Origin of the sequence: Streptomyces sp. NPDC053560 (assembly GCF_044544605.1) — a bacterium.
GTDB lineage: Bacteria > Actinomycetota > Actinomycetes > Streptomycetales > Streptomycetaceae > Streptomyces.
This window is the reverse complement of record NZ_JBITXI010000009.1, coordinates 47,433-69,710: the sequence shown is the minus strand read 5'-3', so window position 1 is coordinate 69,710 and position 22,278 is coordinate 47,433. Positions and strand designations below refer to the sequence as shown.

At 72.5% G+C, this 22,278-nt stretch carries 24 protein-coding genes and 1 pseudogene; 6 read left to right on the top strand and 19 right to left on the bottom strand.

Going from position 1 to position 22,278, the window contains the following annotated elements; genetic code table 11:
- The gene (gene soxR / locus ACIGQF_RS22225; protein WP_399712815.1) at positions 1-486 is read left to right on the top strand and encodes a redox-sensitive transcriptional activator SoxR; all 486 of its coding nucleotides are present in this window, start codon (positions 1-3) and stop codon (positions 484-486) included.
- Between the two features lie 50 nt (positions 487-536).
- Here the strand turns inward: soxR and ACIGQF_RS22220 are convergent, their stop codons facing one another.
- From ACIGQF_RS22220 to ACIGQF_RS22210, 3 genes and pseudogenes are all read right to left on the bottom strand, one after another.
- Positions 537-1,484 (bottom strand): aldo/keto reductase, encoded by a 948-nt coding sequence (locus ACIGQF_RS22220; RefSeq protein WP_399712813.1) that lies wholly within the window; start codon positions 1,482-1,484, stop codon positions 537-539.
- A pseudogene (locus ACIGQF_RS22215) lies at positions 1,484-1,597 on the bottom strand (sugar phosphate nucleotidyltransferase); the annotation flags it as partial. The pseudogene ACIGQF_RS22215 and the gene ACIGQF_RS22220, both read right to left, overlap by 1 nt.
- 106 nt (positions 1,598-1,703) lie before the next feature.
- Positions 1,704-3,275 carry an MFS transporter gene (locus ACIGQF_RS22210; protein ID WP_399712810.1) on the bottom strand — a complete coding sequence of 524 codons (1,572 nt, stop codon included), beginning with the start codon at positions 3,273-3,275 and terminating at the stop codon, positions 1,704-1,706.
- Between the two features lie 110 nt (positions 3,276-3,385).
- Between ACIGQF_RS22210 and ACIGQF_RS22205 the strand changes: the two genes are divergently transcribed.
- Complete coding sequence (locus ACIGQF_RS22205; protein ID WP_399712807.1) at positions 3,386-3,748, top strand: DUF6545 domain-containing protein; 363 nt, start codon at positions 3,386-3,388, stop codon at positions 3,746-3,748.
- A gap of 130 nt (positions 3,749-3,878) precedes the next feature.
- Here ACIGQF_RS22205 and ACIGQF_RS22200 read toward each other — a convergent pair whose 3' ends face one another.
- The 7 genes from ACIGQF_RS22200 to ACIGQF_RS22170 all read right to left on the bottom strand — a co-directional run bounded on the left by ACIGQF_RS22200 (position 3,879) and on the right by ACIGQF_RS22170 (position 10,429).
- The gene (locus ACIGQF_RS22200; protein ID WP_399712805.1) at positions 3,879-5,507 is read right to left on the bottom strand and encodes a GMC family oxidoreductase; all 1,629 of its coding nucleotides are present in this window, start codon (positions 5,505-5,507) and stop codon (positions 3,879-3,881) included.
- Between the two features lie 76 nt (positions 5,508-5,583).
- Positions 5,584-6,198 carry a hypothetical protein gene (locus tag ACIGQF_RS22195; RefSeq protein ID WP_399712803.1) on the bottom strand — a complete coding sequence of 205 codons (615 nt, stop codon included), beginning with the start codon at positions 6,196-6,198 and terminating at the stop codon, positions 5,584-5,586.
- Positions 6,195-7,826, bottom strand: coding sequence for an ATP-binding protein (locus tag ACIGQF_RS22190; RefSeq protein ID WP_399712800.1), 1,632 nt, complete (start codon positions 7,824-7,826; stop codon positions 6,195-6,197). Before ACIGQF_RS22190 ends, ACIGQF_RS22195 begins: the two co-directional genes overlap by 4 nt.
- Positions 7,823-8,530, bottom strand: a complete 708-nt coding sequence (locus ACIGQF_RS22185) for a response regulator (protein ID WP_399712798.1) — start codon at positions 8,528-8,530, stop codon at positions 7,823-7,825. Before ACIGQF_RS22185 ends, ACIGQF_RS22190 begins: the two co-directional genes overlap by 4 nt.
- Before the next feature lie 128 nt (positions 8,531-8,658).
- Positions 8,659-9,066 (bottom strand): SsgA family sporulation/cell division regulator, encoded by a 408-nt coding sequence (locus ACIGQF_RS22180; RefSeq protein ID WP_361561137.1) that lies wholly within the window; start codon positions 9,064-9,066, stop codon positions 8,659-8,661.
- Positions 9,067-9,418: 352 nt separating this feature from the next.
- Complete coding sequence (locus ACIGQF_RS22175) at positions 9,419-9,832, bottom strand: SsgA family sporulation/cell division regulator (protein WP_399712795.1); 414 nt, start codon at positions 9,830-9,832, stop codon at positions 9,419-9,421.
- Between the two features lie 351 nt (positions 9,833-10,183).
- Positions 10,184-10,429, bottom strand: a complete 246-nt coding sequence (locus ACIGQF_RS22170; RefSeq protein ID WP_399712793.1) for a DUF2630 family protein — start codon at positions 10,427-10,429, stop codon at positions 10,184-10,186.
- Positions 10,430-10,664: 235 nt separating this feature from the next.
- Here ACIGQF_RS22170 and ACIGQF_RS22165 point away from each other — a divergent pair, with 235 nt between their 5' ends.
- Positions 10,665-11,780: a WD40/YVTN/BNR-like repeat-containing protein gene (locus ACIGQF_RS22165; RefSeq protein ID WP_399712791.1), complete on the top strand. Its 1,116-nt coding sequence runs from the start codon at positions 10,665-10,667 to the stop codon at positions 11,778-11,780.
- A 42-nt stretch (positions 11,781-11,822) separates the two neighbouring features.
- On the opposite strand, the gene ACIGQF_RS22160 is transcribed toward ACIGQF_RS22165, so the two are convergent.
- Together ACIGQF_RS22160 and ACIGQF_RS22155 are read right to left on the bottom strand one after the other, a co-directional pair.
- Positions 11,823-12,329 carry a MarR family transcriptional regulator gene (locus tag ACIGQF_RS22160; RefSeq protein WP_361561144.1) on the bottom strand — a complete coding sequence of 169 codons (507 nt, stop codon included), beginning with the start codon at positions 12,327-12,329 and terminating at the stop codon, positions 11,823-11,825.
- A gap of 166 nt (positions 12,330-12,495) precedes the next feature.
- On the bottom strand, positions 12,496-14,367 hold the full coding sequence (locus ACIGQF_RS22155) for an FUSC family protein (RefSeq protein WP_399712788.1): 1,872 nt from the start codon (positions 14,365-14,367) through the stop codon (positions 12,496-12,498).
- A 305-nt stretch (positions 14,368-14,672) separates the two neighbouring features.
- On the opposite strand from ACIGQF_RS22155, the gene ACIGQF_RS22150 reads away from it, so the two are divergent.
- Positions 14,673-14,993: a hypothetical protein gene (locus ACIGQF_RS22150; protein ID WP_399712785.1), complete on the top strand. Its 321-nt coding sequence runs from the start codon at positions 14,673-14,675 to the stop codon at positions 14,991-14,993.
- Positions 14,994-15,086: 93 nt separating this feature from the next.
- On the opposite strand, the gene ACIGQF_RS22145 is transcribed toward ACIGQF_RS22150, so the two are convergent.
- On the bottom strand, positions 15,087-15,740 hold the full coding sequence (locus ACIGQF_RS22145; protein ID WP_399712782.1) for a TetR/AcrR family transcriptional regulator: 654 nt from the start codon (positions 15,738-15,740) through the stop codon (positions 15,087-15,089).
- Positions 15,741-15,948: 208 nt separating this feature from the next.
- Here ACIGQF_RS22145 and ACIGQF_RS22140 point away from each other — a divergent pair, with 208 nt between their 5' ends.
- Positions 15,949-16,794: an SDR family oxidoreductase gene (locus tag ACIGQF_RS22140; protein ID WP_399712780.1), complete on the top strand. Its 846-nt coding sequence runs from the start codon at positions 15,949-15,951 to the stop codon at positions 16,792-16,794.
- 104 nt (positions 16,795-16,898) lie between these two features.
- Here ACIGQF_RS22140 and ACIGQF_RS22135 read toward each other — a convergent pair whose 3' ends face one another.
- From ACIGQF_RS22135 to ACIGQF_RS22120, 4 genes are all read right to left on the bottom strand, one after another.
- Positions 16,899-17,804, bottom strand: a complete 906-nt coding sequence (locus ACIGQF_RS22135; RefSeq protein WP_399712777.1) for a DeoR/GlpR family DNA-binding transcription regulator — start codon at positions 17,802-17,804, stop codon at positions 16,899-16,901.
- A 169-nt stretch (positions 17,805-17,973) separates the two neighbouring features.
- Positions 17,974-18,855, bottom strand: coding sequence for a class II fructose-bisphosphate aldolase (locus tag ACIGQF_RS22130; protein ID WP_399712774.1), 882 nt, complete (start codon positions 18,853-18,855; stop codon positions 17,974-17,976).
- A gap of 241 nt (positions 18,856-19,096) precedes the next feature.
- Positions 19,097-20,002 (bottom strand): SIS domain-containing protein, encoded by a 906-nt coding sequence (locus ACIGQF_RS22125; protein WP_399712772.1) that lies wholly within the window; start codon positions 20,000-20,002, stop codon positions 19,097-19,099.
- A 233-nt stretch (positions 20,003-20,235) separates the two neighbouring features.
- Positions 20,236-20,535, bottom strand: a complete 300-nt coding sequence (locus ACIGQF_RS22120) for a YciI family protein (protein ID WP_399712769.1) — start codon at positions 20,533-20,535, stop codon at positions 20,236-20,238.
- Positions 20,536-20,708: 173 nt separating this feature from the next.
- On the opposite strand from ACIGQF_RS22120, the gene ACIGQF_RS22115 reads away from it, so the two are divergent.
- Complete coding sequence (locus ACIGQF_RS22115; RefSeq protein ID WP_361561162.1) at positions 20,709-20,885, top strand: hypothetical protein; 177 nt, start codon at positions 20,709-20,711, stop codon at positions 20,883-20,885.
- Between the two features lie 94 nt (positions 20,886-20,979).
- Here the strand turns inward: ACIGQF_RS22115 and ACIGQF_RS22110 are convergent, their stop codons facing one another.
- Positions 20,980-21,495 (bottom strand): flavodoxin domain-containing protein, encoded by a 516-nt coding sequence (locus ACIGQF_RS22110; RefSeq protein ID WP_399712767.1) that lies wholly within the window; start codon positions 21,493-21,495, stop codon positions 20,980-20,982.
- 89 nt (positions 21,496-21,584) lie between these two features.
- Entirely contained in the window at positions 21,585-22,244 is a 660-nt protein-coding gene (locus tag ACIGQF_RS22105) for a response regulator (protein ID WP_399712764.1), read from the bottom strand.
- Positions 22,245-22,278 lie beyond the last annotated feature (34 nt).

Sequence of the window (22,278 nt, the reverse complement as noted above, 5' to 3'; positions counted from 1 at the left end):
GTGGCCACCAACAGACCGGACACCGAGCACGGAGAACTCACCGTCGGCGAGCTGTCGGCGCGCAGCGGAGTGGCCGTCTCGGCGCTCCACTTCTACGAGCGCCAGAAGCTGATCACCAGCCGTCGCACCAGCGGCAACCAACGCCGCTACAAGCGCGAGACGCTGCGACGGGTCGCTCTCGTCCGGCTCGCGCAACGGCTCGGCATACCGCTCTCGGAGGTCGCCGAGGTGCTCTCCACCCTCCCGGACAACCGCACCCCCACCCGGAAGGACTGGCTGAAGCTGTCCGAGCGCTGGCAGGACGAACTCGACCTGCGCATCCTCCAGCTCCAGCAGATCCGCGACCGGTTCGCGGACTGCATCGGCTGCGGCTGCCTTTCACTGGAACGCTGCCGGATGGCCAATCCGGACGACGACCTCTCCGTCCATGGCACCGGGCCGCAGCTGCTCGGTACGTACGCGTGCAAGCCCGGCGCCAAGGGATGACGGTGCGGCCGTCACCGCCGGAGGCGGCTTCGGCCGGCCCGGCGCGGTGGTCAGCCGGTGATCCACGCTTCCGGTGCCGCCGCGGGCGGCCCCGGGAAGAGCGCATCGAGCCGTGACAGCACCTCGTCCGGCAGCCGGAGGCTCAACGCCGCGACGGCGTCGTCCAGTTGCGCGTCACTGCGCGGGCCGATCACCGGGGCGGTGACTCCCGGCCGTGACAGCACCCAGGCCAGGCCGACCCGGGCGGGTGGTTCACCGAGGTCACGGCAGAGCTGCTCGTACTCCTCGATGCGGTCGAAGTGCTCCTTGAGCGCCGGCACCGCACGCCCCTGAGCGGACTTGACCGCGGTCCCGTCACGCAGTTTCTCCAGCACCCCGGCCAGCAGCCCGCCGTGCAGCGGGGACCACGGCAGGACCGCCATGCCGTACGCCTCCGCCGCGGGAATCAGTTCCAGCTCCACGAGACGGCTGACCAGGCTGTACGCGCACTGCTCGGAGACCAGGCCCAGGAAGTGGCGGCGTGCGGCCGCCTCCTGGGCCATGGACACGTGCCAGCCCGCGAAGTTGGAGGACCCGACGTAGAGCACTTTGCCCTGGGAGACCAGCAGGTCAAGGGCCTGCCAGATCTCGTCCCACGGCGCGGTGCGGTCCACGTGGTGCAGCTGGTACAGGTCGATCCGGTCGGTCTTCAGGCGGCGCAGTGACGCCTCGCAGGAAGCGACGATGTGCCGGGCCGACAGGCCGCTGTCGTTGGGCGCGTCGGTCATCGGGTTGCCGACCTTGGTCGCCAGTACGGTCCGGTCCCGGTTCGCCGGGTCGGCGGCGAACCACCGGCCGATCGACTCCTCGGTGTACCCCTTGTGCACCCGCCATCCGTACATGTCGGCGGTGTCGAGGAAGTTCAGCCCGTGTTCCAGGGCCCGGTCCATGAGGCGATGGCCGTCCTCCTCGGACACCCGGCCGCCGAAGTTGACCGTGCCCAGGCACAGCCGGCTCACGGCTTGTTGGCGACCGGGATCAGCTGTTTGGGCATGGAGTAACTGAAAGGGCGCAGGCGGGTTCCCGCTCCGCCCGACAGCACCAGGGCTTTCCTCGGGGATCGTCTCCTCACGGCATCGTTACGGGATCGTGTGCCGGCCGGGCGGCCGCACACAGCGCAGCAGGGGTCCGGCCACCCTGGTGGGCGGCCGGACCCCTGCTGCGGTCGGTCCGGGGTGTCACAGGCTGCTGGGGGCCACGTCCTTCGTCTCCTCCGCGGGTCCGGCGGCGTCCTCCTCCGCCTGCTCAGCGGGTCGCACGTTGCGGAGCACCACCGTCACCACGGTGGCCGTCAGCAGGATCAGGGGGGTGGCGACGAGTGCGTTCATCTGCAGTCCGTGCGCGAACGCCGACCGGGCGGCTTCGGCGAGCGCGTCGCCGGCCTGCCCCGGGAGCCGCTCGGCCGCCTGCAGGGCACCGGCGAGGGTGTCACCGGCGGAGGCGGGCGCCGACGCGGGCACCTCGCCGGTCATCCGGCTCTGGTAGACGGCGTTGACGATGCTGCCGACGACGGCGATGCCGAGCGCGCCGCCGAATTCGTTGGCGGTTTCGGAGATGGCGGCGGCCGGCCCTGCCCGGTCCGGCGGGGCGGCACCGACGATCATGTCGATGCCCAGGGCCGATACCGGTGCCAGACCGGCGAACATCAGGATCGACGCGGTCACCACGATGCCCGGGCCGGAGGCGGCCTCGACCTGGGTGAGCAGACCGAAGCCCACGGCAGCGACGACCATGCCCGCCCCGAAGACGTATGCGGTGCGCACCTTGCTGACGATGCCCGAGGCCGCCAGGGCCGCGACCATGCCGCCGACCACCGCGGGCAGCATCCACAGGCCCGCCTGCATCGGCGACAGCCCCAGCACGCTCTGCAGGAACTGCGCGACGACGAACTGGACGCCCATCAGGAACATGACGGTGAGCAGCAGCGTGGTCAGCGAGGCGCTGAAGGCGCGGTTGCGGAAGAGCGCCATGTCGAGCAGCGGATGGGCGAGCACACGCTGACGCCGTACGAAGACGAAGCCGACGGCCAGGCCGAGCAGGATCATGACGGTGGGAACCGGCTGGAAACCGTGTTTGGCCACCTCCTTCAGCCCGTAGATCAAGGACAGCACCGAGATCATCGACAGCACGGCGCTGACCAGGTCCACCTTGTCGGCCTCGGGGTTGCGGTATTCCGGCAGCAGCACCGGGCCGAGGACGAGCAGAAGCACCATGATGGGCACGGCCAGCAGGAAGACCGAGCCCCACCAGAAGTGTTCGAGCAGCACTCCGCCGACCACCGGCCCGAGGGCGCCGCCGAGCATGAAGCTGGTGGACCACACCGTGACGGCCGTGGTGCGCTGCTGCGGTGACGGGAACATGTTGCGGATCAGGGAGAGCGTCGAGGGCGCCAGGCAGGCGCCGGCGATGCCGAGCAGGGCGCGGGTGACGATGAGCATCTCCGGACTCTGCGCGTACGCCGTGAGGATCGAGGCGATTCCGAAGACCGTGGCGCCGCCCAGCAGCAGCCGCCGCCGTCCGACACGGTCGCCGACGGTGCCCATGGTGACGAGGAATCCGGCGATCAGGAACCCGTAGATGTCCGTGATCCACAGGAGTTGCGAACTGCTGGGGTCGAGGTCCGCGCCGAGGTGCGGCACCGCCAGGTGCAGCAGCGTCAGGTCCATGGTCACGAGCATGGACGGCAGGGCGAGGACGGCCAGGCCGATCCATTCGCGTTTGGTGGCGCGCGGTGGGGCGGTCACGTTCATGAGCGGGTCTTCTCTCCTTGGACGGCAGAGCGGCCGGCGTCCCGGGGCCGGTGATGTTCAGGACGGTAGGACCTGAACAAGAGTTGAGGTCAAGCGGACCCGGGCGCCCAGTGGGAGAGCAGCCCGGCGGCCCGGACGGCGGCCAGGCCGGGAGCCCGGGCGTCCTTGGGGGACATCAGCGGCGGTTCGGTGAAGGACCACGGGAGGGCGAGGTCCGGGTCCAGCGGATCGATGTCGATCTGCGTACCGAGGACTGGCTCGCCACCGCCCTGCACGCCAAGCGGAACGGCCAGCGTCCGCAGGCCCAACTGTCCAGTCTGGTGGACCCCGGCACGAACGACCTCGCCGATGAGGTCAGCGAGCTGCTCCGCGTGGCGGAGGCATACGCGGCGCCGGCCGTCCGTGCCTACGCGGCGGCCCTGCCGAGCCACTCCGGCATCGCCGGCCACGCCCCGCATTCCTGCGAGACGTGACGTTTTCGGCGGCCGCACGGTCGATGTACGTGTCGCTCCACCGGCCGCGGTTCCTGCGGTTCAGGCCGACGACGGAGACCGGCTGAGGACGGGCGCCGCCTGAGGGCAGGGCCCGGCTGAGGGCCGTGCGTCACTCGTCCCCGTGCCGGATGAGATCGGCGGCGCGTTCGGCGATCATCACGGTGGCGGCGTTGGTGTGGCCCCGGGTGATGCGCGGCATGACCGACGCGTCCACCACCCGCAGGCCCGTAACGCCCCGCACCCGCAGCGCCGGGTCGGTCACCGCGTCGTCGCCCGTGCCCATCCGGCAGGTGCCCACCGGGTGGTACAGCGTCTCCGCCAGCGCCCGCACCGTGTCCTCCGTACCGGCGTCGTCCTCGCTCGTCCGCCACGGCGGCAGCGCCCCGCCGACGTGCGGGCGCAGCGCCGCATTGCCGAACAGCTCCTCGGCGAACCGCACGCCCGCCACCATCCGCCGCAGATCGGCCGGCCGGCTCAGGTACGCGGGCTCGATGCACGGCGGCGCGGCCGGATCGGCGTCCGTGAGCGTGATGCGGCCGTGGCTCTCCGGCTGGAGCAGCACGACCCCGATGGTCACGCCGTGCTCGGCCGGCGGCTCCAGGCCGTGCCGGACGAACGGCACCGGCGCGAAGATCAGCTCCAGGTCCGGCGCAGGCAGTCCGGGTTCGCTCCGTACGAACGCGACGGCCTCGCCGACGTTCGAGGTCAGCGGCCCGCGCCGGGCCACCAGATAGCGCGCGATGTTGACGGGGGTGTCCGCGCCGGTGAGCGTCACCGGGTCCACCGCGTACCGCAGCACCGGCACCGACAGATGGTCCTCAAGATGGCGTCCCACCCCCGGCAGGTCGGCCACCGGCACGATCCCCAGCGCCTTGAGGTCGTCGGCATCCCCCACGCCCGAGCGCAGCAGCAGCTGTGGGGAGCCGATCGCCCCGGCGCTCAGCAGCACCTCGCGGCGGGCCCGCAGCACGCCGTCCGCCAGCTCCACCCCGCAGGCGCGGCCCTCGTCGAAGAGGACGCGGCGCGCCTCGCTGTCCGTGAGCACCGTGAGGTTGGCGCGCCGCAGCGCGGGCCGCAGATAGCCGTCGGCCGTGCTCCAGCGCCGCCCGCGCCGCTGCGACAGCGGGGTGGCCGCGCAGCCGCCGTGGTCCGGGCCGTTCAGCTCCGCCAGCCGCGGCAGGCCCGACTCCACGCAGGCGTCGAGGAAGGCGGACGAGAGCGGGTGCAGGTCACGCGCGGGGGAGATCCACAGCGGCCCGGCCGAGCCGTGCGCCCGCTGCCCGTTGTCGGCATTGAGCGCCGGCGCCGGCGGGCCCGCCCACCGCTCGGCCCGGCGGAAGTAGCGGGCGACCCGGTCGTACCCCCACTCCTCGCCGGCCGTCGCCGCCCACGCGTCGTAGTCGGCGCGGTGGCCGCGCACCCACATCATCGCGTTCAGCGAGGATGAGCCGCCGAGGGTGCGGCCGCGCGGCCAGTACAGCTCCCGGTCGTTCAGCGCGGGCTGCGCGGTGGTGCTGAAGTCCCAGTCGTACGCCGTCTTGAACAGCTTCGGGAAGGCGGCGGGGATCCGGACCTCCTGCCGGCGGTCGGGGCCGCCCGCCTCGACCAGCGCCACCCGCACCGTCGGGTCCTCGGAGAGCCGGGCCGCGAGCACGCAGCCCGCCGAACCCGCCCCGACGACGATGTAGTCGTACGTTCCCGAGGCCGCTCTCCCGCGCGCCGCTGACCGCCGTACCATCCGCAACTCCCTTGCCCCATCGGCATGGTGACCGGATTGATCGCCGAGAGCAGCGTAGAGGAAGCGGGCCGCCCGGTCAGGACCGCGAGGACGGCTCGGGGGCGCTCTGCGGGGCCGCCGTGGTGGCGGGGCTCGGCGACGCCGACCGCGGCGTGATGTACGGATAGGCGTTGTTGCCGCCGCACACCAGCGGGCCGACCTCCACGTCCTTGCCGCGCACCGTCACGGAGATCTCCTCCGGCGACCGGCCGCCCGGCACCTGCCCGTTGGCCGCCGTGCACACCAGCTGGCTGAGCGCGGGCTGGTCCAGCCGCTCCGGGTCGGTCGGCACGGTGATCGTGATGCGGCCGTCCCGCGGTGTGACGGTGACCTTGTCGTGCAGGTCCGGCAGCGCGGTCGTCAGACCCCGCTGCCGCTCGGCGGTGTTCGGCCCGGCGAGCAGCAGGTCGACGGCGCGCTGCGGGGTGGCCTGGTGATCCGCCGACCGGGCGGCGGCCCGCAGCCCGGTGGACGCGAGGAAGAACAGCTGCACGTCGGCGGGGGCCTGTCCGTCCGACTTCAGCCCGGTGGCCGGCTCCCCGGCGTCGATCACGTCGCTGGGCTCGATGCCGCAGCCGGCGAGCGCACCGGCCAGCAGCGCGGCGAGGGCGGCGACCGCGGTGCGGGTGCGCGCTTTCGGGGGGCGGCTCATGTGTTGTCCTCGCCGTCGGTCGCACGGGGCGTGCCGGTTGTGCCGCTCGTGTGGGTCGCGCCGCTCGCACGGGGCGTGCCGGTTGTGCGGGGCGAGCCCTTCGTGCTCTTCGTGCTCGTTACGTGTGGCTGGTCCGGCTCGTGCAGCTCGTCTTCCAGTTCGTCCTCCGGATCGTCCGTCTCGTCCGTGCGCAGGGGCAGGTCGATGGTGAAGACCGCGCCGCCGTCCGGCGCGTTGGCGGCGCGCAGGGTGCCGCCGTGCAGCCGTACGTTCTCCATCGCGATCGCCAGGCCCAGGCCGCTGCCCTCGGACCGGGCGCGGGCGGAATCGGCCTTGTAGAAGCGGTCGAAGACGTGCGGGAGCACTTCCGGATCGATGCCGGGGCCCTGGTCCGCCACCTCGATCAGCAGCCGGCCGTCCACCGGCGCGCGCAGCCGTACCGCGACCGGCTCGCCCCCGTGGTGCAGCGCGTTGCCGACCAGATTGGCGACCACCACGTCCAGCCGGCGCGCGTCCAGCCGCGCCCGCACGCCCGTCGGCAGCTCCGCCGCCACCCGCTCCTGCCACGCCCTGGCCTGCAGCGTCTTACGGATCGCCTCGGCGACGTCCACCTCGTACGGATGGAGCGCGGCGGCTCCCGCGTCGAACCGGGAGACCTCCATCAGGTCCTCCACCATGCGGGCCAGCTTGCCGGTCTCCTGGCTGATCAGCCGCACCGCCGACGCGGTGTCCGGGTCCAGCCCGCCGGCCTCCGCGTCCTCGTCCAGTACGTCCGTCACCGCGGTCATCGCGGCCAGCGGCGTGCGCAGCTCGTGCGATACGTCCGCGGCGAACCGCCGCGAGTTGGACTCCAGACGGCGCAGCTCGGCGACGTTCTCCTCCAGGTGCGCCGCCATGTCGTTGAACGTGAGGGACAGCTCGGCCAGTTCGTCCTCGCCCTTGACCTCCAGCCGGGTGTCCAGCTTGCCCTCGGCGATCCGGCCGGCGGCCTGCCGCAGCTTGCGGACCGGCCGCAGCACACCCCGCGCCGCGAACAGCGCCGGGATGAGGGCCAGCGCCAGCACCGGCAGCGCGCCCCGCTGCGCGGCGCTCACCAGCTCCTCGACGTTGGCCTCCTCGGCGCGCAGCGGCAGCCGGGCGTAGACGGAGAGCTTCGACGGCGCGCGGTCGTGCGCCCGGGTGACCGGCATGCCGATCAGCAGCCACGGCTCGCCGTCGCGCTCGACCCGCTGGAACGCCGGAACGTGCCGCCGCTCCACGGAATCCCGCAGCTCCTGCGGCACCGCCACGACCGCGTCCGAGCCGTTGTCCGGTACGCCTTCGTAGTCCGCCTCGACGTCCCAGTCCCGGGCCTTGCCCGACCGGTCCAGCTGCCGCGCGAACTCGTCCAGGTCGGCGCGGCTCGGCGGCACCGGCAGATCCGGCGCGAGCGAATTGATCTGCGCCCGCAGATCATTGATGGCGGTGTCCTGCGAGCGCTCCAGGATCGCGTTGCGCGCCTCGCGGTACGTGAGCGCCGCGGTGGTCAGCGCGCTGACGGCCGCGACCAGCAGGAACGCCACGACGAGCCGGGCCCGCAGGCCGCGCAGCAGCTGCCGCAGCCCGGCCCGGCCGCGGGAGCCCGTCACAGCGGGCCGAAGCGGTAGCCGAAGCCGCGGACCGTCTGGACGTACCGCGGGCTGCGCGGGGTGTCCTCGATCTTCGTCCGGAGCCGCATCACACACGCGTCCACCAGCCGCGCGTCCCCGTGGTAGCTGTGCTCCCACACGTGCTCCAGCAGCTGCTGGCGGCTGAACACCTGGCCGGGCGCCGCCGACAGGAACAGCAGCAGCTTCATCTCCGAGGGGGCCAGCGCCAGGTCCTGGCCGTTCTTGGCCACCACCAGCCCCGCCCGGTCCACGACCAGTTCGCCGTGCGCCTCCACCGGCGCCGGCCCCGGCTCGTGCGGCCCGCCGTCGTCCAACGCCGGCGGCGCCGTCCGCCGCAGCACCGCCCGGATACGGGCCTCCAGCACCTCGCCGCGCGCGGGCTTCACGATGTAGTCGTCCGCGCCCGCTTCCAGGCCGAGCACCACGTCGAGGTCGTCGCCGCGCGCCGTGAGCATGATGATAGGCAGCTGCCGGTCGGCCCTGATGCGACGGCACACCTCGAAGCCGTCCTTGCCCGGCAGCATCAGGTCCAGCAGCACGATGTCCGGCCGGAAGGCCGGCAGTGTGGTCAGTCCCTCCTCGCCGCTGGCCGCGGCCGCCACTTCGTGCCCGCGCCGCCGCAGCGCGAGCGAGACCCCGTGCCGAACAGCGGCGTCGTCCTCGATGAGCAGTACTCGTGGCATGCGACCAGTATCAATACGTTTCTTGACGGGTCGGTAACAGGCGGTCCGTGCGGGCAGGCAAGGGCCGGTGAGGGCCGGTTCGCGGGTCGGTGGCAAGGCGGTTCGCGCCTGGCGGCGGGCCCGGTCGGTCAGCCCTCGCCGAGCAGCTCCGCGAGGCCGCCGTCCACGTCGAGCCGCTCCTCCCCGGCGGGCACCGCCTCGTACGACCGCGCCAGGAAGAGCCGGATGTCCGCCGAGCTCATCTGCACCATCGCGACGCCGTCCGCCACGTGCAGCTCCAGCACCGTGCGTTCGTCGCCCAGCGGGCGCACCCGTACGTCCCCGGTGCCGGCTTTCCCGCGCAGCCCCTCGGACAGGAGCTCGCGTGCGAACGCCCACTCCACCGCCGCGCCGTCCAGCGAGATCTCCGGCGGGAAGGACATCCGCACGGCCAGCGGGTCGGCCGGATGGTAGTGCAGGGTGGCGGGGACCGGACGCGCTCCCGGCGCCGTGGCGATCAGACGGACCTGTACGGCTTGGTCGATGGCGCTCTGCATCGCGGCTGCTCCCTTGCGGCTGTCGGGGTCATGGGCATGGCCGGGTCGGCGCACGGCTCACACTGATAGACGCAGTGCCCGGGTGAGGCGTGCATGTGTCAGGTGTGTGATCTATGTCATGTCAGGTGATCTCTGTCGTGTGTGGGGTAGCCGCCCAGGTTCGGACGTCCGTGCTGCTACAGCCTTCAGGTACGGAATATCAGGTACACAGGGTGAACGATCACCCGGGGTGCCGGGTTCCTGACCCGCGCCCCGTATCGCGGACCGCTGTTCCGGATCGCTGTTCCGGATCGCTGTCCCGGACCGCCGTCTCGGGCCTCTGACTCAGGGGACTCCGATCCAGGCCGCTGTCTCAGGCCTCGCGCAGCAGCGCCGCCAGATCGGCGTCCACGTCCAGGTGACGGGACTCGTTGCCCCGGGGCACCACCAGGTACGTACTCGACAGAAAGCGCCGCAGATCGGCCGCGGCGAACCGGACCATCGCCATGCCCTCGGCGGCGTGGAACTCCAGCATCGTGTGGCGCGGCCCGCACGGCCAGGCATGCACGTCGCCGTCCCCGGCCGGCCCGCGCATCCCCTCGGCCAGCAGCTCCCGGCCGAAGGTCCACCTGACCTCGGCACCGTCCAGAGAGGCCGAGGCCGGGAAGATCGCCTGAACGGCGAACGGATCGCTGCTCTTGTAGCGCAGCCGAGCGAGGACGGCGCGCGACTGCGGTTCCGTCGCGATGAGGCCGGCCTGAACAGCGTGGTCGATGATGTCCGGCATCGTCGGCTCCCTGGTGTCCGGTGCGGTTCCTTGCCTCTACGACATCTATGACGGCGGCATCGTTACGGCAGTGCACCGGATTTCCGCGTGAGCTGCGTCACGGGCTCCTGGAAGGGCGGGCAACTGCGCCCCGCGGTTCCGCTACGGCCCCTCCGAAGCTCGGCAGCAGCCGCTCAGCAAGCGCCGCACACCCACCGGGCGGCCCGGCGTCCGCGCTACCCGCCCGGGTCGGACGGACGTACGCTCGGCCGCCTTCAGTAGGCGCACAGGCGCCCGCACGCCGACCGGATACGCAGAACGGACGGCGCGCGTCGCAGTACATGCGTAGCCGTTGCGTAGCTCCGGCCCGCCCTACGACCGGTACTGCTCCACCTGGGACGACGGGCGGACGGTCGCCTCGTCCGGGTTCTGCCCGAACTCGCTCTTGGCGCGCCGCTGCCGCAGCAGGTCCCAGCACTGGTTCAGCTCGCGTTCCAGCGCGGCCAGCTGCGCGCGCTCCTCTTCACCGCCGGATTCCTCGGCGCCGATGCGGTCACGCAGCGCCCGTTCCGTCTCCACCATCGCCGAAATGCGCGAGAGGATCTCCTGCTGGTCCATGGGTCACTCCTCACTGGCGGAAAACCCCTGAGGCCTACCGCTCACTGTAGGAAGCGGGGGAGCGCACCGCGATTCGGCGTCTGGCGCCGGGTCCGGGCTTCGGCTACGTTCCAGCGGATCGCGCAGGCGCGGGAGACGCACGGGAAACGGGGGGCGAATGAGACGCGCGGCGGAGTACGCAGCGGCGGAGCACGTAGCCGTACGGCGCTCGGGCGGGCGGTGGAGAGGCCCGGTCATGCGGCTGGCGGTCGCCGCGACCGCGGTCGTCTGCGGGGCGGTACCGGCCGCCGCGGCGGAGCACCGGGCCGCTCCCGCGCCCGGCGCGCGGACCGCCGTCACCGGCTCGCTCTCCGGCGGCTGGGCGTCGCGGGACACCGGTACGGACGCCCGCTTCCGGGGCCTCGCCGCCGTCAGCCGGCGTACCGCCTGGCTGGCCGGCACCGAAGGCACCGTGCTGCGGACCCGCGACGGCGGCGTGACCTGGCAGCACGTCTCGCCGCTCGGCGCGGACGGGCTGGAGTTCCGGGACGTCGAGGCGTTCGACGGCCGCCGCGCCGTGGTGCTGGCGATCGGCGAGGGCGAGGCGTCACGGATCTTCCGTACCGAGGACGGCGGCGCCACCTGGACGGAGAGCTTCCGCAACACCGACCCGCGCGCCTTCTACGACTGCATGGCGTTCCTCGACACCCGGCACGGCCTCGCCGTGAGCGACCCGGTCGACGGCAAGTACCGCATCCTCGCCACGGGCGACGGCGGCCGCAGCTGGCGGGTCCTCCCGTCGGCCGGCATGCCGGCGGCCCAGCCCGGCGAGGCCTCCTTCGCCGCATCGGGGCAGTGTCTGGTCACGTCGCGGAGCGGCGCCGCGGGCCGGTCCGGCGGCGGCCGGGACGTGTGGCTCGCCACGGGTGGCGCGGCCACCGCGCGGGTCCTGCACTCCGCCGACCGGGGCCGTACGTGGACCGCCACCGCCATGCCGCTGCCGGCCGGTGACCCGGCCCGCGGCGTCTTCGGTCTCGCCTTCCGCGACCGTGCCCACGGGCTGGCCGTCGGCGGCGACTACCGCCCCGGCGAACCGTCGCCCGAGGCCGCCGCCACCACCGACGACGCGGGTGCCACCTGGCGTACGGCGAGTGCCCCGCCGCCCGCCTACCGCTCGGGCGTGGCCTGGCTGCCCTACTCGCGGCGCGCCGCGCTGGCCGTCGGCCCGACCGGCACCGACCTCACGACGGACGGCGGCCGCACCTGGCGCACGATCGACACCGCCTCGTACGACACCGTGTCCTGCACTCCCGACCTGGCCTGCTGGGCGGCGGGAGAGCGGGGGCGGGCGGCGGTGCGGCGGGGGTGGTGATTGTCCCGAGGGGGACGACTGTCCGGTGGGGGTGATCGTCGTTCAGGCCCGTGGGGTGCCCAGCCGGCCCTCCAGGTGCAGCAGCAGGTCGGAGAGGGTCGTGGAGAGGTGCCCCAGCTCCTCCCCGGACAGTCCGGACAGCAGGCTGGACTCGAACGACAGCTGATCGGGCAGCAGCCGGTCGATCAGCTCCACGCCCTGCTCGGTGAGGCTGAGGTGGGCGACCCGGCGGTCACGCGCGTCGGGGCGCCGCGCGACCAGGCCGCGCTCCTCCAGTACGCGCAGCCGCTTGGTCACGGCGGCGCCCGAAGCGAAGGTCTCGCGGGCGAGCTGGCCCGGGGTGAGTTCCCGCCCGGTACGCCGGAGGGTGCCGAGGATGTCGAATTCGGGCCGGGACAGTCCCTCCTGCGCGAGCGGCGCGTCCACCGCCTGCTGGAGCAGCGCGGAGCAGCGGTTGAGCCGGCCGATCACGGCCATCGGCCCGGTGTCGAGACCGGGGTGCACCTGCTGCCATTGCCGCAGCACCCCTGCGACGATGTCCTCGGCCACGCTCAGCACTCCTTCGTCCGGCCGTTCTTCCGCGCCCATTCTGCCCACTCGCTCCTGTACTGCCGCCCCACGCCGGGGCTGTGTGTTCCGGGCTCCGCCGCCCCGGGGCCGGGGGGCTGACTGACGGGTACGGCCGCGATCACGGGCGCAGGCGATACCGCGCGCGTTATGCCGCCAGCGTGGGTGCGGTGAGGTGGCGGACGAGGCGCGCGAGGGCACGGTGGCCGTCGCGTTCGGCGAGGGCCACGCGCTCGGCGGGCAGCGCGCGCTGCCACCACTCGCCGGAGGCGACCTCGACCGCCTCGCGCAGCTCGACCAGCGCCGCGGCGAGCCGGTCGCGGGCCCAGCCGGCCGCCAGGTCGTCCGGCTGGTCGTCCGGTCGGTACGCCGTGAGCGCCGCGTCCGCCGCCGGGGCGTCCGGCCTGTCCGTCGCGAGCACGGCGCCTGCCGTCGGGGTGTTCGGCTGGTTCGCCGCGAGCGCCGGGTTCGCTGCCAGGTCGTTTCGCCGGTCCGCCGTGAGCACCGCGTCCGCCGCTTCCCGGGCCGCGAGGACGCGTCCGACCGCGGCCTCGATGCGGTCCGTCGCCCGCCGGTTGGTCACCAGTACGCAGCAGACCAGGCCGATGACCGCGCCGACCACCGTGTCCACCCAGCGGTCGCGTACGAGGACGCCTGCGGGCAGCGCATTGCCGAACGAGGTCAGCAGCAGCGCCATCGGCGTCACGCAGACCGAGCCGAGCCAGTAGTTGCGGGGGATCCACGCCTCCGCGCCGATCTGGAAGAGGATCACCAGCAGCACCATCGCGAGGTGCCCGGTGTGGATCACGGGCAGCAGCGCGGTGAAGAGGAGCAGCCCGAGGAGATTGCCCAGGGCGCGCTGCACGGCGCGCTGCCAGGAGAGCGTGGTGTTGGCCTGGAAGACCGAAGCGGCGGTGACGACCGCCCAGTACGGATGCTCGGAGCCGATGGCCATCGAGGCCCAGCCCGCCAAGGTACAGCCGATCATCACCCGCGCTCCCAGCGGCAGCAGCGGCGACCCGGGCCGCAGCTGCGCGAGGACGGGCCGGAAGCCGCGCCGGTGATCGGGGGAGGGCCGGCGCAGATCCAGCCCGGCTCCGTCCTGATCGGCGGCGATGCCGGCCAGCTCGGCGGTCTGCCCGGCGTCCAGCGCCACATCGGGCAGCGGCCCGCCACGCCGCAGGTCACGCGCCCAGGCGTCGAACAGTTCGGCATCCGCCGCACGCTCCCCGGCGGGTACGTCCGCCACGGCCAGTGCGGATTCGGCCCGGACGAGCAGGCGTTCCAGGCGCGCCCTGGCGGCGTACTTGGCCGCACTGCGGGCCGGTACGAGGAAGACCGTCTGCCACGCGGCGTTGACCGCGGCGGCCGTGGCGTGCCGTGGGCCGGCGGTGGCCTCGGGTGCGGCACGCAGCAGTCCGGCGGCGGCCTCCAGCGCCCGCGCGGTGGCGATCCGCTGCGGCCCCTCCGGCCGTACGAGCCGGGGCGCCATGCACACCAGCCAGGCGACGGCCCCGCCCGCGACGGCGAGCAGCAGGTGGAACGGGATCTGGTCCGGCCGCTGCGGCACGAAGAAGGCCGAGGCCGAGATGAAGGTGATGATGAGGTTGCCGGGCGGCCCGATACGGGTCGCGTCGCACATCATCTTGTGCACCGCGGCCAGTGCCGAGGCGATCACCACCAGCAGCATGGTGCTGCCGATGAAGGACGAGCTGACCAGGCCGACGGCGAGGCTGGCGATCATGGCCAGGATCACCCACGCGACGGTCCGGGCCCGCGCGGCGTACGGCTTGTTGTGCCCGTAGAGCGCACACATCGCGCCGGCCGAGGTGTAGAGGACCAGATCCATCCGGTCCAGGGCGAGCAGCGCGAGATCCGGTACGCCGATGGCGACGGCCGCGCTGAAGGCCGGCTTGTGCCAGTGCCGGGTCTCCAGCGGCCGCCGGAGCCGCACTGTGCTCTTGACCGGCAGCTTCGTGATCCTTTGTCCCGGTCGTGTCGGTCCAGCATGCTTGCCCATACATAAATATTAGCAGGTGTTTTACTCGTGAATAATTGGCGTCGCGGCGCGGTGTCCGTGAAGGTCCGACGGTGACTGATAGTGACTGGCTGTGGCGGCGACTTCGGGGCATTGCCGCCCGCTCTCCCGCCGCCCCACAGGGCGCGTCCGCACGGCAGTACACGGGAGCACCGCGGGAAGCGTGCCCCCGGTCCGGGCGCCCCCGCCGCCCCCTGGGCCGCAGCGTGCTCCCTTGTACGGTGGGGTGTCCCTTGTCCGTCTCGCGGAAAATGCGATAGTCAAGTGGACCGATCACGGGGGGACCCATGCGTAGATACCTGGCTATAGCCATAGTCGCGGCCATACTGAGCGGAACGCTCGGTATCGCGTCGGCCGAGCCCGCATCCGCCGCTTCCCGGCACCAGGGGACGCCCCAGTGCGTCAAGGTGGCGAAGTACTACACGAAGAAGCACAAGCGCTACGTACGCCTGAAGAACCTCTGCGCCAAGCGGACCGCCTGCTACACCATCGTCGTACCGTGGCGCCCCGATCCGCGCGGCCGCCTCAAGAAGGGCGTCACGAAGAACGTCCGCTACGGCACCGACCGCGACCCCCGCGCGCTGTACGTCAAGAACCGCTCCTGCTGACCACCGCTCGCGCCGAGCGGCAGGCCGCGGGGCGGGGGCCGGCCGCACGGCGGGGGCGAGGTGGGTCGGTCCGGCGTTGCGGACCGTTCGCCGTTACAGCTCGTCGTCGGCTACCGCGTGCATCGCCCGCCGGTCGTCGATCCGCAAGTACCGCAAGGCCCGAGCGGTCAGGACCATGACGTCTTCATCTGTCTGATCTTGCGGGCCGTGTTGTTCCCGGGCCCAGAACTCCATCGCCACCGTGAGGGCGTCGATCAGCGCCGCGGCCAGCAGCCGGGTCTCCATGCTGTCGGGGTCCCCGTCGGTGCGCGGGGCGAGAACGGGTGCGAGCCGGTCCCGCATATCCCGGCCCGCCGCCAGCCAGCGCGTACGGAGCGCCGGCACCGAAGCCATCACCCGGAGCAGCCGCCGCGCCCGCTCCGCGTCGGCCAGCCGGCGCAGCGCGGCTCCCTCGGCGAATGCCGCCCCGACAGCCTCGACCAGGGGTTCTTCGGCAGGGCGGACGGCCAACTGGTCGACGAGGCCGCTGACGCTCGCCGTGAAGACCGGCGTGAGCGCGTCCTCCTTCGCCGGGCAGTAACGGTAGAAGGTACGCAACGAGATCCCGGCGGCCGCCGCGATGTGCTCGACCGTCGTCGCCTCGTACCCCCGGTCGGAGAACAGCTCGGCCGCCGCCTCGGCGATCATCATCCGGGTCGCCTGCCGCCGGTCCTCACTGAACGACGGCCGCCCGCGTCCCGCTGCCATCCGCGTCGCCCCCCTCGCCGTCCTCGCGTGCCACCGCACCGGCCGTCACTCTGCCACAGCGCTGCGTCCCGACTTATTGGCATGTCGTGCCACTTAATCTAAATTGGCTGCCAGCCAAGCGAGTTGCCGCCCCGTACGCCCCTCTCTGTACGCCCCGCTCTGTACGTCCTGTCCCGCACACCGTGCCCCCGAGCCGCAAGGAGCCGACATGCCCCTGCCCCCTTCCTCTTCCGCATCCTCCGCCGCTTCCCCTTCCGCTTCTTCCTCCGCTTCCGCTCGCACGTACCTCGTCACCGGCGCGGCATCCGGTATCGGCAAGGCCACCGCGGACCGGCTGCGCGCCGCGGGCCACACCGTCATCGGGGCCGACCGGACCAGGGAAGCCGACGGTGTCGCGATAGCGGCAGACCTCGCCACGGAGAGCGGCCGTGCCGAACTGGCCTCACAGGCCCGCGAACTGACCGGCGGCCGGCTCGGCGCCGTCATCGCCTGCGCCGGCCTCGCGCACTTCGTGCCCGCCACCGTCCGGGTCAACTACTTCGGTGCGGTCGCCACGTTGGAGACCCTGCGCCCGCTGCTCGCCGCCGGTACCGCCCCGCGGGCGGTCGTCGTGGCCTCCGTCGCCGCCGCCCACCCCGCCGACCCGGCCATCGTCGAGGCGTCGTTGGCGGGCGACGAGGAGGCGGCGGCCACCGCGGCACAGAACGCCCTCGACCGCGGCGAGGGCCACCTCATCTACGGTTCGTCCAAGACCGCTCTGGCCCGGTGGGTACGGCGCACGGCGGTCACCGACGACTGGGCGGGCGCCGGTATCCCGCTGAACGCCATCGGTCCCGGCACCGTCCTCACCCCGATGACCGAGGGCATGCTCGCCGACCCCGACCTGCGCAAGGTCGTCGACACCAGCGTCCCGATGCCGCTCAACGGCCATGCCCGGCCCGAACAGATCGCCCCTCTCCTCACCTGGCTCACCTCACCCGAGAACACCCACGTCACCGGCCAGCTCCTCTTCGTGGACGGCGGCGCCGAAGCCCTCCTTCACCCCACCCGCTGAACCCAGGTCCGGCGCCCGACGCCCCGCGCCCCGCGCCCGGTGCTCGGAGCCCCACGACCGGCATCGGCCCGTCCCCGTCATCCCACCGGCGGCCGGGCCCCGTGTCACTGGGTATCCGGCGCCGGGGTCGGTGCAGAGGCAGAGGTGGAGGCGGAGGCAGGGGCAGAGGTGGAGGCAGCGGCAGAAGGAGCTGCGGAGGCGGGGCCGGAGGCGGCTCGGGACGTCGCGGCGGCGATGACGTGGAGGCCGCGGTCGGTGAATTCCTGCCGGACCGACTCCTCCACGCGGTCGTCGGTGATGAATGTGTCGAACACGTCCGCGTCGCCGACCCGGGCGAAGCAGCGCTCCCCGATCTTGGAGGAGTCCGCGACGACCACGGCCCGCTGGGAGCGTTCGGCCATCAGGCGGTTGATGCGTGCCTCCGCCTCGTCGTGCACCGTGGCGCCGCGCTGCGGATCCACTCCGTTCGCCCCGATGAACGAGATGTCCACGGAGATCTGCTGCAGTACCAGCTCGCTGAACGGCCCGACCAGCTCGAACGACCGCGAGTGCGCCACCCCGCCCGTCAGTACGATCTTGATCTGCGGCCGCACGGCCAGCTCGTTGGCGATGTTGAGCGAGTTCGTGACGATCGTCAGATGCGGCTGCGGCCCGGCCTCCGCGAAGTCCGGCCGGGTCGCGAGCACCCGGGCGATCTCCGTGGTGGTCGTACCCCCGCTCAGCCCGACCACGTCGCCCCGCTCGACCAGCCCGGCCGCCGCCTGGGCCACCGCATCCTTCTCCGCCGCGCGGTGCGAGTGCTTGTAACGGATGGGCAGGTCGTACGCCACGGAACTGAGCACCGCGCCACCACGGGTCCGGGTGAGCAACTGCTGCTCGGCCAGCGCGTCCATGTCGCGGCGCATGGTCGCCGCCGACACCTCGAGCGCGGTCGCCGCCTCCTCGACCTCCACCCTGCCCCGTTCCCCGAGCAGCTCCAGCAGGGCATTCATCCGTTCATGGCGCTTCATGCGAAGACCCTAACCGTCGACATCGCCCCCTCTCCCTCTCCGCCGGCACAAACCCCTTCGTCGCCCTCGCCCTGTCCTCGGCGACGCTCCGCTCCCCGACTCACCCGCACCCGGCCCCCTCGGTCAGCCGCTGTCCGGCCCCGGACTCAGCCGCTCCCCGCTCGCCGGCTCAGCCGCAGGCCGGGGTCACGGGGGCGTACTGGCCGGGAAGTGCCGTCTTCGCGCTGAGCGCGTTCAGCAGCCGGGCCGCCTCCTCGGCCACCGCTTCGCGGGCGGGCTTGAGGTACTTGCGCGAGTCGACCAGGTCCGGCTCCGTGGTCAGCGTCTCCCGGACGGAGCGGGTGAACACCGAGACCAGGTGGGTCGATATGTTGATCTTCGTCATGCCCGCGGCGATCGCCCGGCGCAACTCGTCGTCCGGTACGCCCGAAGAGCCGTGCAGCACCAGCGGTACCGGCAGTTTCTCGTGCAGCGCCCCGATCAGCTCCTTGTCCAGTACGGCCGTTCGCTCCCGCATCGCGTGCGACGACCCGACCGCCACGGCGAGCGCGTCCACCTCCGTGGCCGTGACGTACGCCAGCGCCTCGTCCGGATCGGTGCGCACACCGGGTGCGTGAACGCCGTCCTTGCCGCCCACCTCGCCGAGCTCCGCCTCGACGTACACGCCCCGCTCGTGGCACCAGGCGGTCAGCTCCGCCGTCGTCGCCACGTTCTCCTCGTACGGGAGGGCGGAGGCGTCGACCATCACCGAGCCCACCCCGGCCTCGACCCCCTCGTACACGAGCTGATGCTGAGTGATGTGGTCCAGGTGCACGGCCACCCGCGCGGTCGAGGCCTCCGCGAGCGCGAGGGAGGCGCGGGTGATCGGCAACAGACTGCCGTGGTACCGGATGCAGTTCTCACTGATCTGGAGGATGAGCGGAATGCCCGTGCGCTCGGCGGCGGCGACCAGCGCTTCCGCGGTCTCCAGGTGAATGACGTTGAAGGACATGGCGCCGACCCGTGCCTCATCGGCGGCCCGGACGATCTCTGACGTGGGGACGAGGGGCATGGAGCCGGCCTCCCTGGCGTATGGACGGTCCGCGGATCCCGGGATCACGGGATTTCGGGTCTCGGGTCTCGGGGTATCGGGATCCCGTGATCTCCGGGTCTCGGGATCACGTAGGAGTAACAGGGTGGGTGGGGGAGAAGCGATTGCGGCGGCGGTGCCTGTGAGGCGCGGGTGCCGGTCGATCGACAGCGTCGGGGCCCATGGACCGGCGGTCAGGGGATGTAAGGGAGCGACGGCGCGGTCAGGGAGTCGTCGTCGGGGTGAGCATGACCGAGCGGGTGAGGCCGCGGGGGCTGTCGGGGTCCAGGCCGCGGGCTCGGGCGCGTTCCAGTGCGACGCGGTGGACCAGTACCAGGTCGGCTAGCGGGTCGCGGTCGTGTGCCACGAACCGGGCGCCGGTCCGTACGACGTCGTCGGCCAGTCCTTCCGGGGCGTTGCCGAAGAGCCATGTGACGCGTCCAGGAGCGGCGATGGATATCGGGCCGTGCCGGTACTCCATGGCCGGGTAGGACTCGGTCCAGCTCTGCGCGGCCTCGCGCATCTTGAGTGCCGCCTCGTTGGCCAGGCCGACGGTCCAGCCGGTGCCGAGGAAGGAGAACTGCTCGGCGTCGACCCACTCCCGGGCGACCGGAGCCGACAGTGCCTCCTCGGCGTCGCCCATGGCGGCGGAGAGGTCCTCTCCCAGGTGAGTACGGAGCAGGGCCAGGGCGGTGGTGGCGAACCGCGTCTGTACGACGGAGCGTTCGTCGGCGAAGGGGAGGGCGACCGTCTCGTCGGAGAGTTCCTTCGCCGGGGTGTCCTGGTCGCCGAGCAGGGTCACCGTGGGGATCCGGCCCTTCACGGCTTCGAGAATGCGGAGGACCTCCGTCGTGGTGCCGGAACGGGTGATCGCCACCACTGCGTCGTAACCCCGCTCGGCGCCGAGGAACGCCTCGGAGGCGGGGAAGGCGTCGGTGACGCCGGCGCCGGCCGCCTCACGCAGCGCGGCGTACGACTGCGCCATGAACCACGAGGTGCCGCAGCCGATGACGGCCACACGGCGGCCGGCCTTCGGCAGGGGGCCGTCCGCGCCGCCCAGGCGCGCCGCCTCGCGCCAGGTCTCCGGCTGGCTGCGCAGCTCCTGCTCCATGTGCGACATGCCGCTCATCGCTGACCCCGCCCTTCGTCCCCGTCGTCCGCCGCTCGGCGTCCATTGCTTGCGTGAATCACTCGGTCCGTGCACGAAACTGCAACTTTTGGCTTCACTGCAATCAACTGTACGCAGTTTGGCGCCGGGCTGCCATCCCTCGAATGAGTGAGCGGGAGCGTCGGGGCATGAAAAAAGAGGGGTGCGCTCGCCGGAAAACCGGCGCGCACACCCCTCTCGTCAGGTCTTTTCCGTCAGGCGGGCGGCTGCTCGCGGTAGCGCTCCAGGTCCGGGACGGTCTTGGTGGCGATGAACTCGGTGATCCGGTACTCGCACACGCCGGCCGTGACGAACGGGTCCTCCTGGCTGATCCGCTCCGCCGTCGCGCGGTCCTCGACCGAGGCGAGGATGACGCCACCGTCGCGCGGCTGCTTGCGGCCGGAGGCGAGGAAGTGCCCGGCGGCGTAGTGCCGGTCCAGCCAGGCGACGTGCTCGTCGAGCGAGGCTTCCACGCGGTCGAGAGGGGCGGTGTAGGTCAACTCAAGTACGAACATCCTTGAAATATAGGACAGGTGTTGCACGGGCTTGTAGCGGGGCGGTACGGCGCGGAGCAGGACGGATGGCGCTCGTGGTCCGTTCGCAGCAGCGCCGGGGGCGTCGCGTGGCGGGTGGTCGGCAGGCGGTCGAGGATGGAGCCGCACTGGTTTCCTCACGGGAAGGAACAGCAATGATGCGACGTCTCACGGTCATGCTCGCCGCCGTCTTCACCGCAGGACTGCTCGCCACCGGGTCCGCGGTCGCGGCTCCCGCGGACGAACCGGACCAGCTGACTCCGCGGGAGCAGGCGGGCCTGGACTTCGCCGGCAACGTCCTCGGCTCCCTCTTCGGCGGCGGCCAGCGCTGACCCCTCCACCGCACCTCGGTGGAGCCGGCCGGCCGAATTCCCCGGCCCGGACCCCGTACGTATCGCCCCGGCGCGCCCGGCAGCCCCGCCCCCGTCATGAGTCGCTCACCTCGTTCGCGATGTGATGCGCCCAGTCGCGGACCCGGGACACCTCCCGGTGGTCGGCCGAGAAGTCGCCAGGGGCCGTCGAGCGGGTGAACGGGACGCGGGGGAGGCGGCCGGCCGGGCCGCCGATCGTGAGGTGGCCGCGGGCGCCGGTGCGGTCCATGGCCCGGATCGCGCCGCGGACCGGCGGCGCGTCGGCCCCGCCGCTCGCCGACGCGTCTGCCGAGCCGGGTCCGTTGCTGAAGAACCAGACCGCGCGGGAACGCAGTTGCGCCGCGTGCCGGCGGGCGAAGCGGCGGGCTTCGCGGTGCCACCGGCCTCCGCGCAGCTCGCCGCCGAGGACGACGGCGTCGTACGGGCCCACGCTCACGATCTCCGCTGCGGGGCGCAGTTCGGTGTCGAAGCCGTCCTCCCGTAGTGCGGCGGCGATTTCCTCCGCGATGCCCTGGGTGGACTCGGACGAGCTTCCGTAGGCGATCAGGACGCGGTGCGGGGCCATGGCCATGGATATTCCTGAAGTTTCCGGGCGATACCTGGAGCGTGGGGGCGATGTGGGGCGCCGCCTGCCGGGCAAGTGGGCGAAGGGGCCCGTGCTCACCGGTAGCCGGGTGGCTCCTCGCGCTCCCGTACGCGTTCGGCGATGACCGCGGCCTGGATGCGGCGGCCCACCTTGAGCTTGGTGAGGATCGCGGAGATGCGGTTCTTCACGGTCTTCTCGGCGAGGTAAAGGCGCTCGGCTATCTGGCGATTGGTCAGGCCCTCCCCGATGAGGTCGAGGATCTGCCGCTCCCGTGGGGAGAGCCCGGCCAGCTCGGGTGGGCCGGCGGGGACGGCCGGGCCCCGCAACCGGGCCAGTACTCGGGCGGTGGCGCCGGGGTCCAGCATCGACCGGCCCGCCGCCACCGTCCGTACGGCCGTCACGAGGGCCGAGCCCTTGATCTGCTTGAGCACGTAGCCGGCGGCACCGGCCATGATGGCGTCGAAGAGGGCCTCGTCGTCATCGAAGGACGTGAGGATCAGGCACGCCAGGCCGGGGAGCGCCACGCGCAACTCGCGGCACACGTCGATGCCTTCGTGGTCGCCCGTGTCGGCACTGGAGCCGAGGCGTACGTCGAGCACCGCGACGTGCGGCCGCAGCGCCGGGGCACGGGCGAGCGCCTGGCGGGCGTCGGCAGCGTCGCCCACGACGGCCATGTCCGGCTCGTCCTCCAGGAGGTCGCGCAGGCCGCGGCGCACGACTTCGTGGTCGTCCAACAGGAACACCCGTATCGGCGGCTCTCCGGAGTGC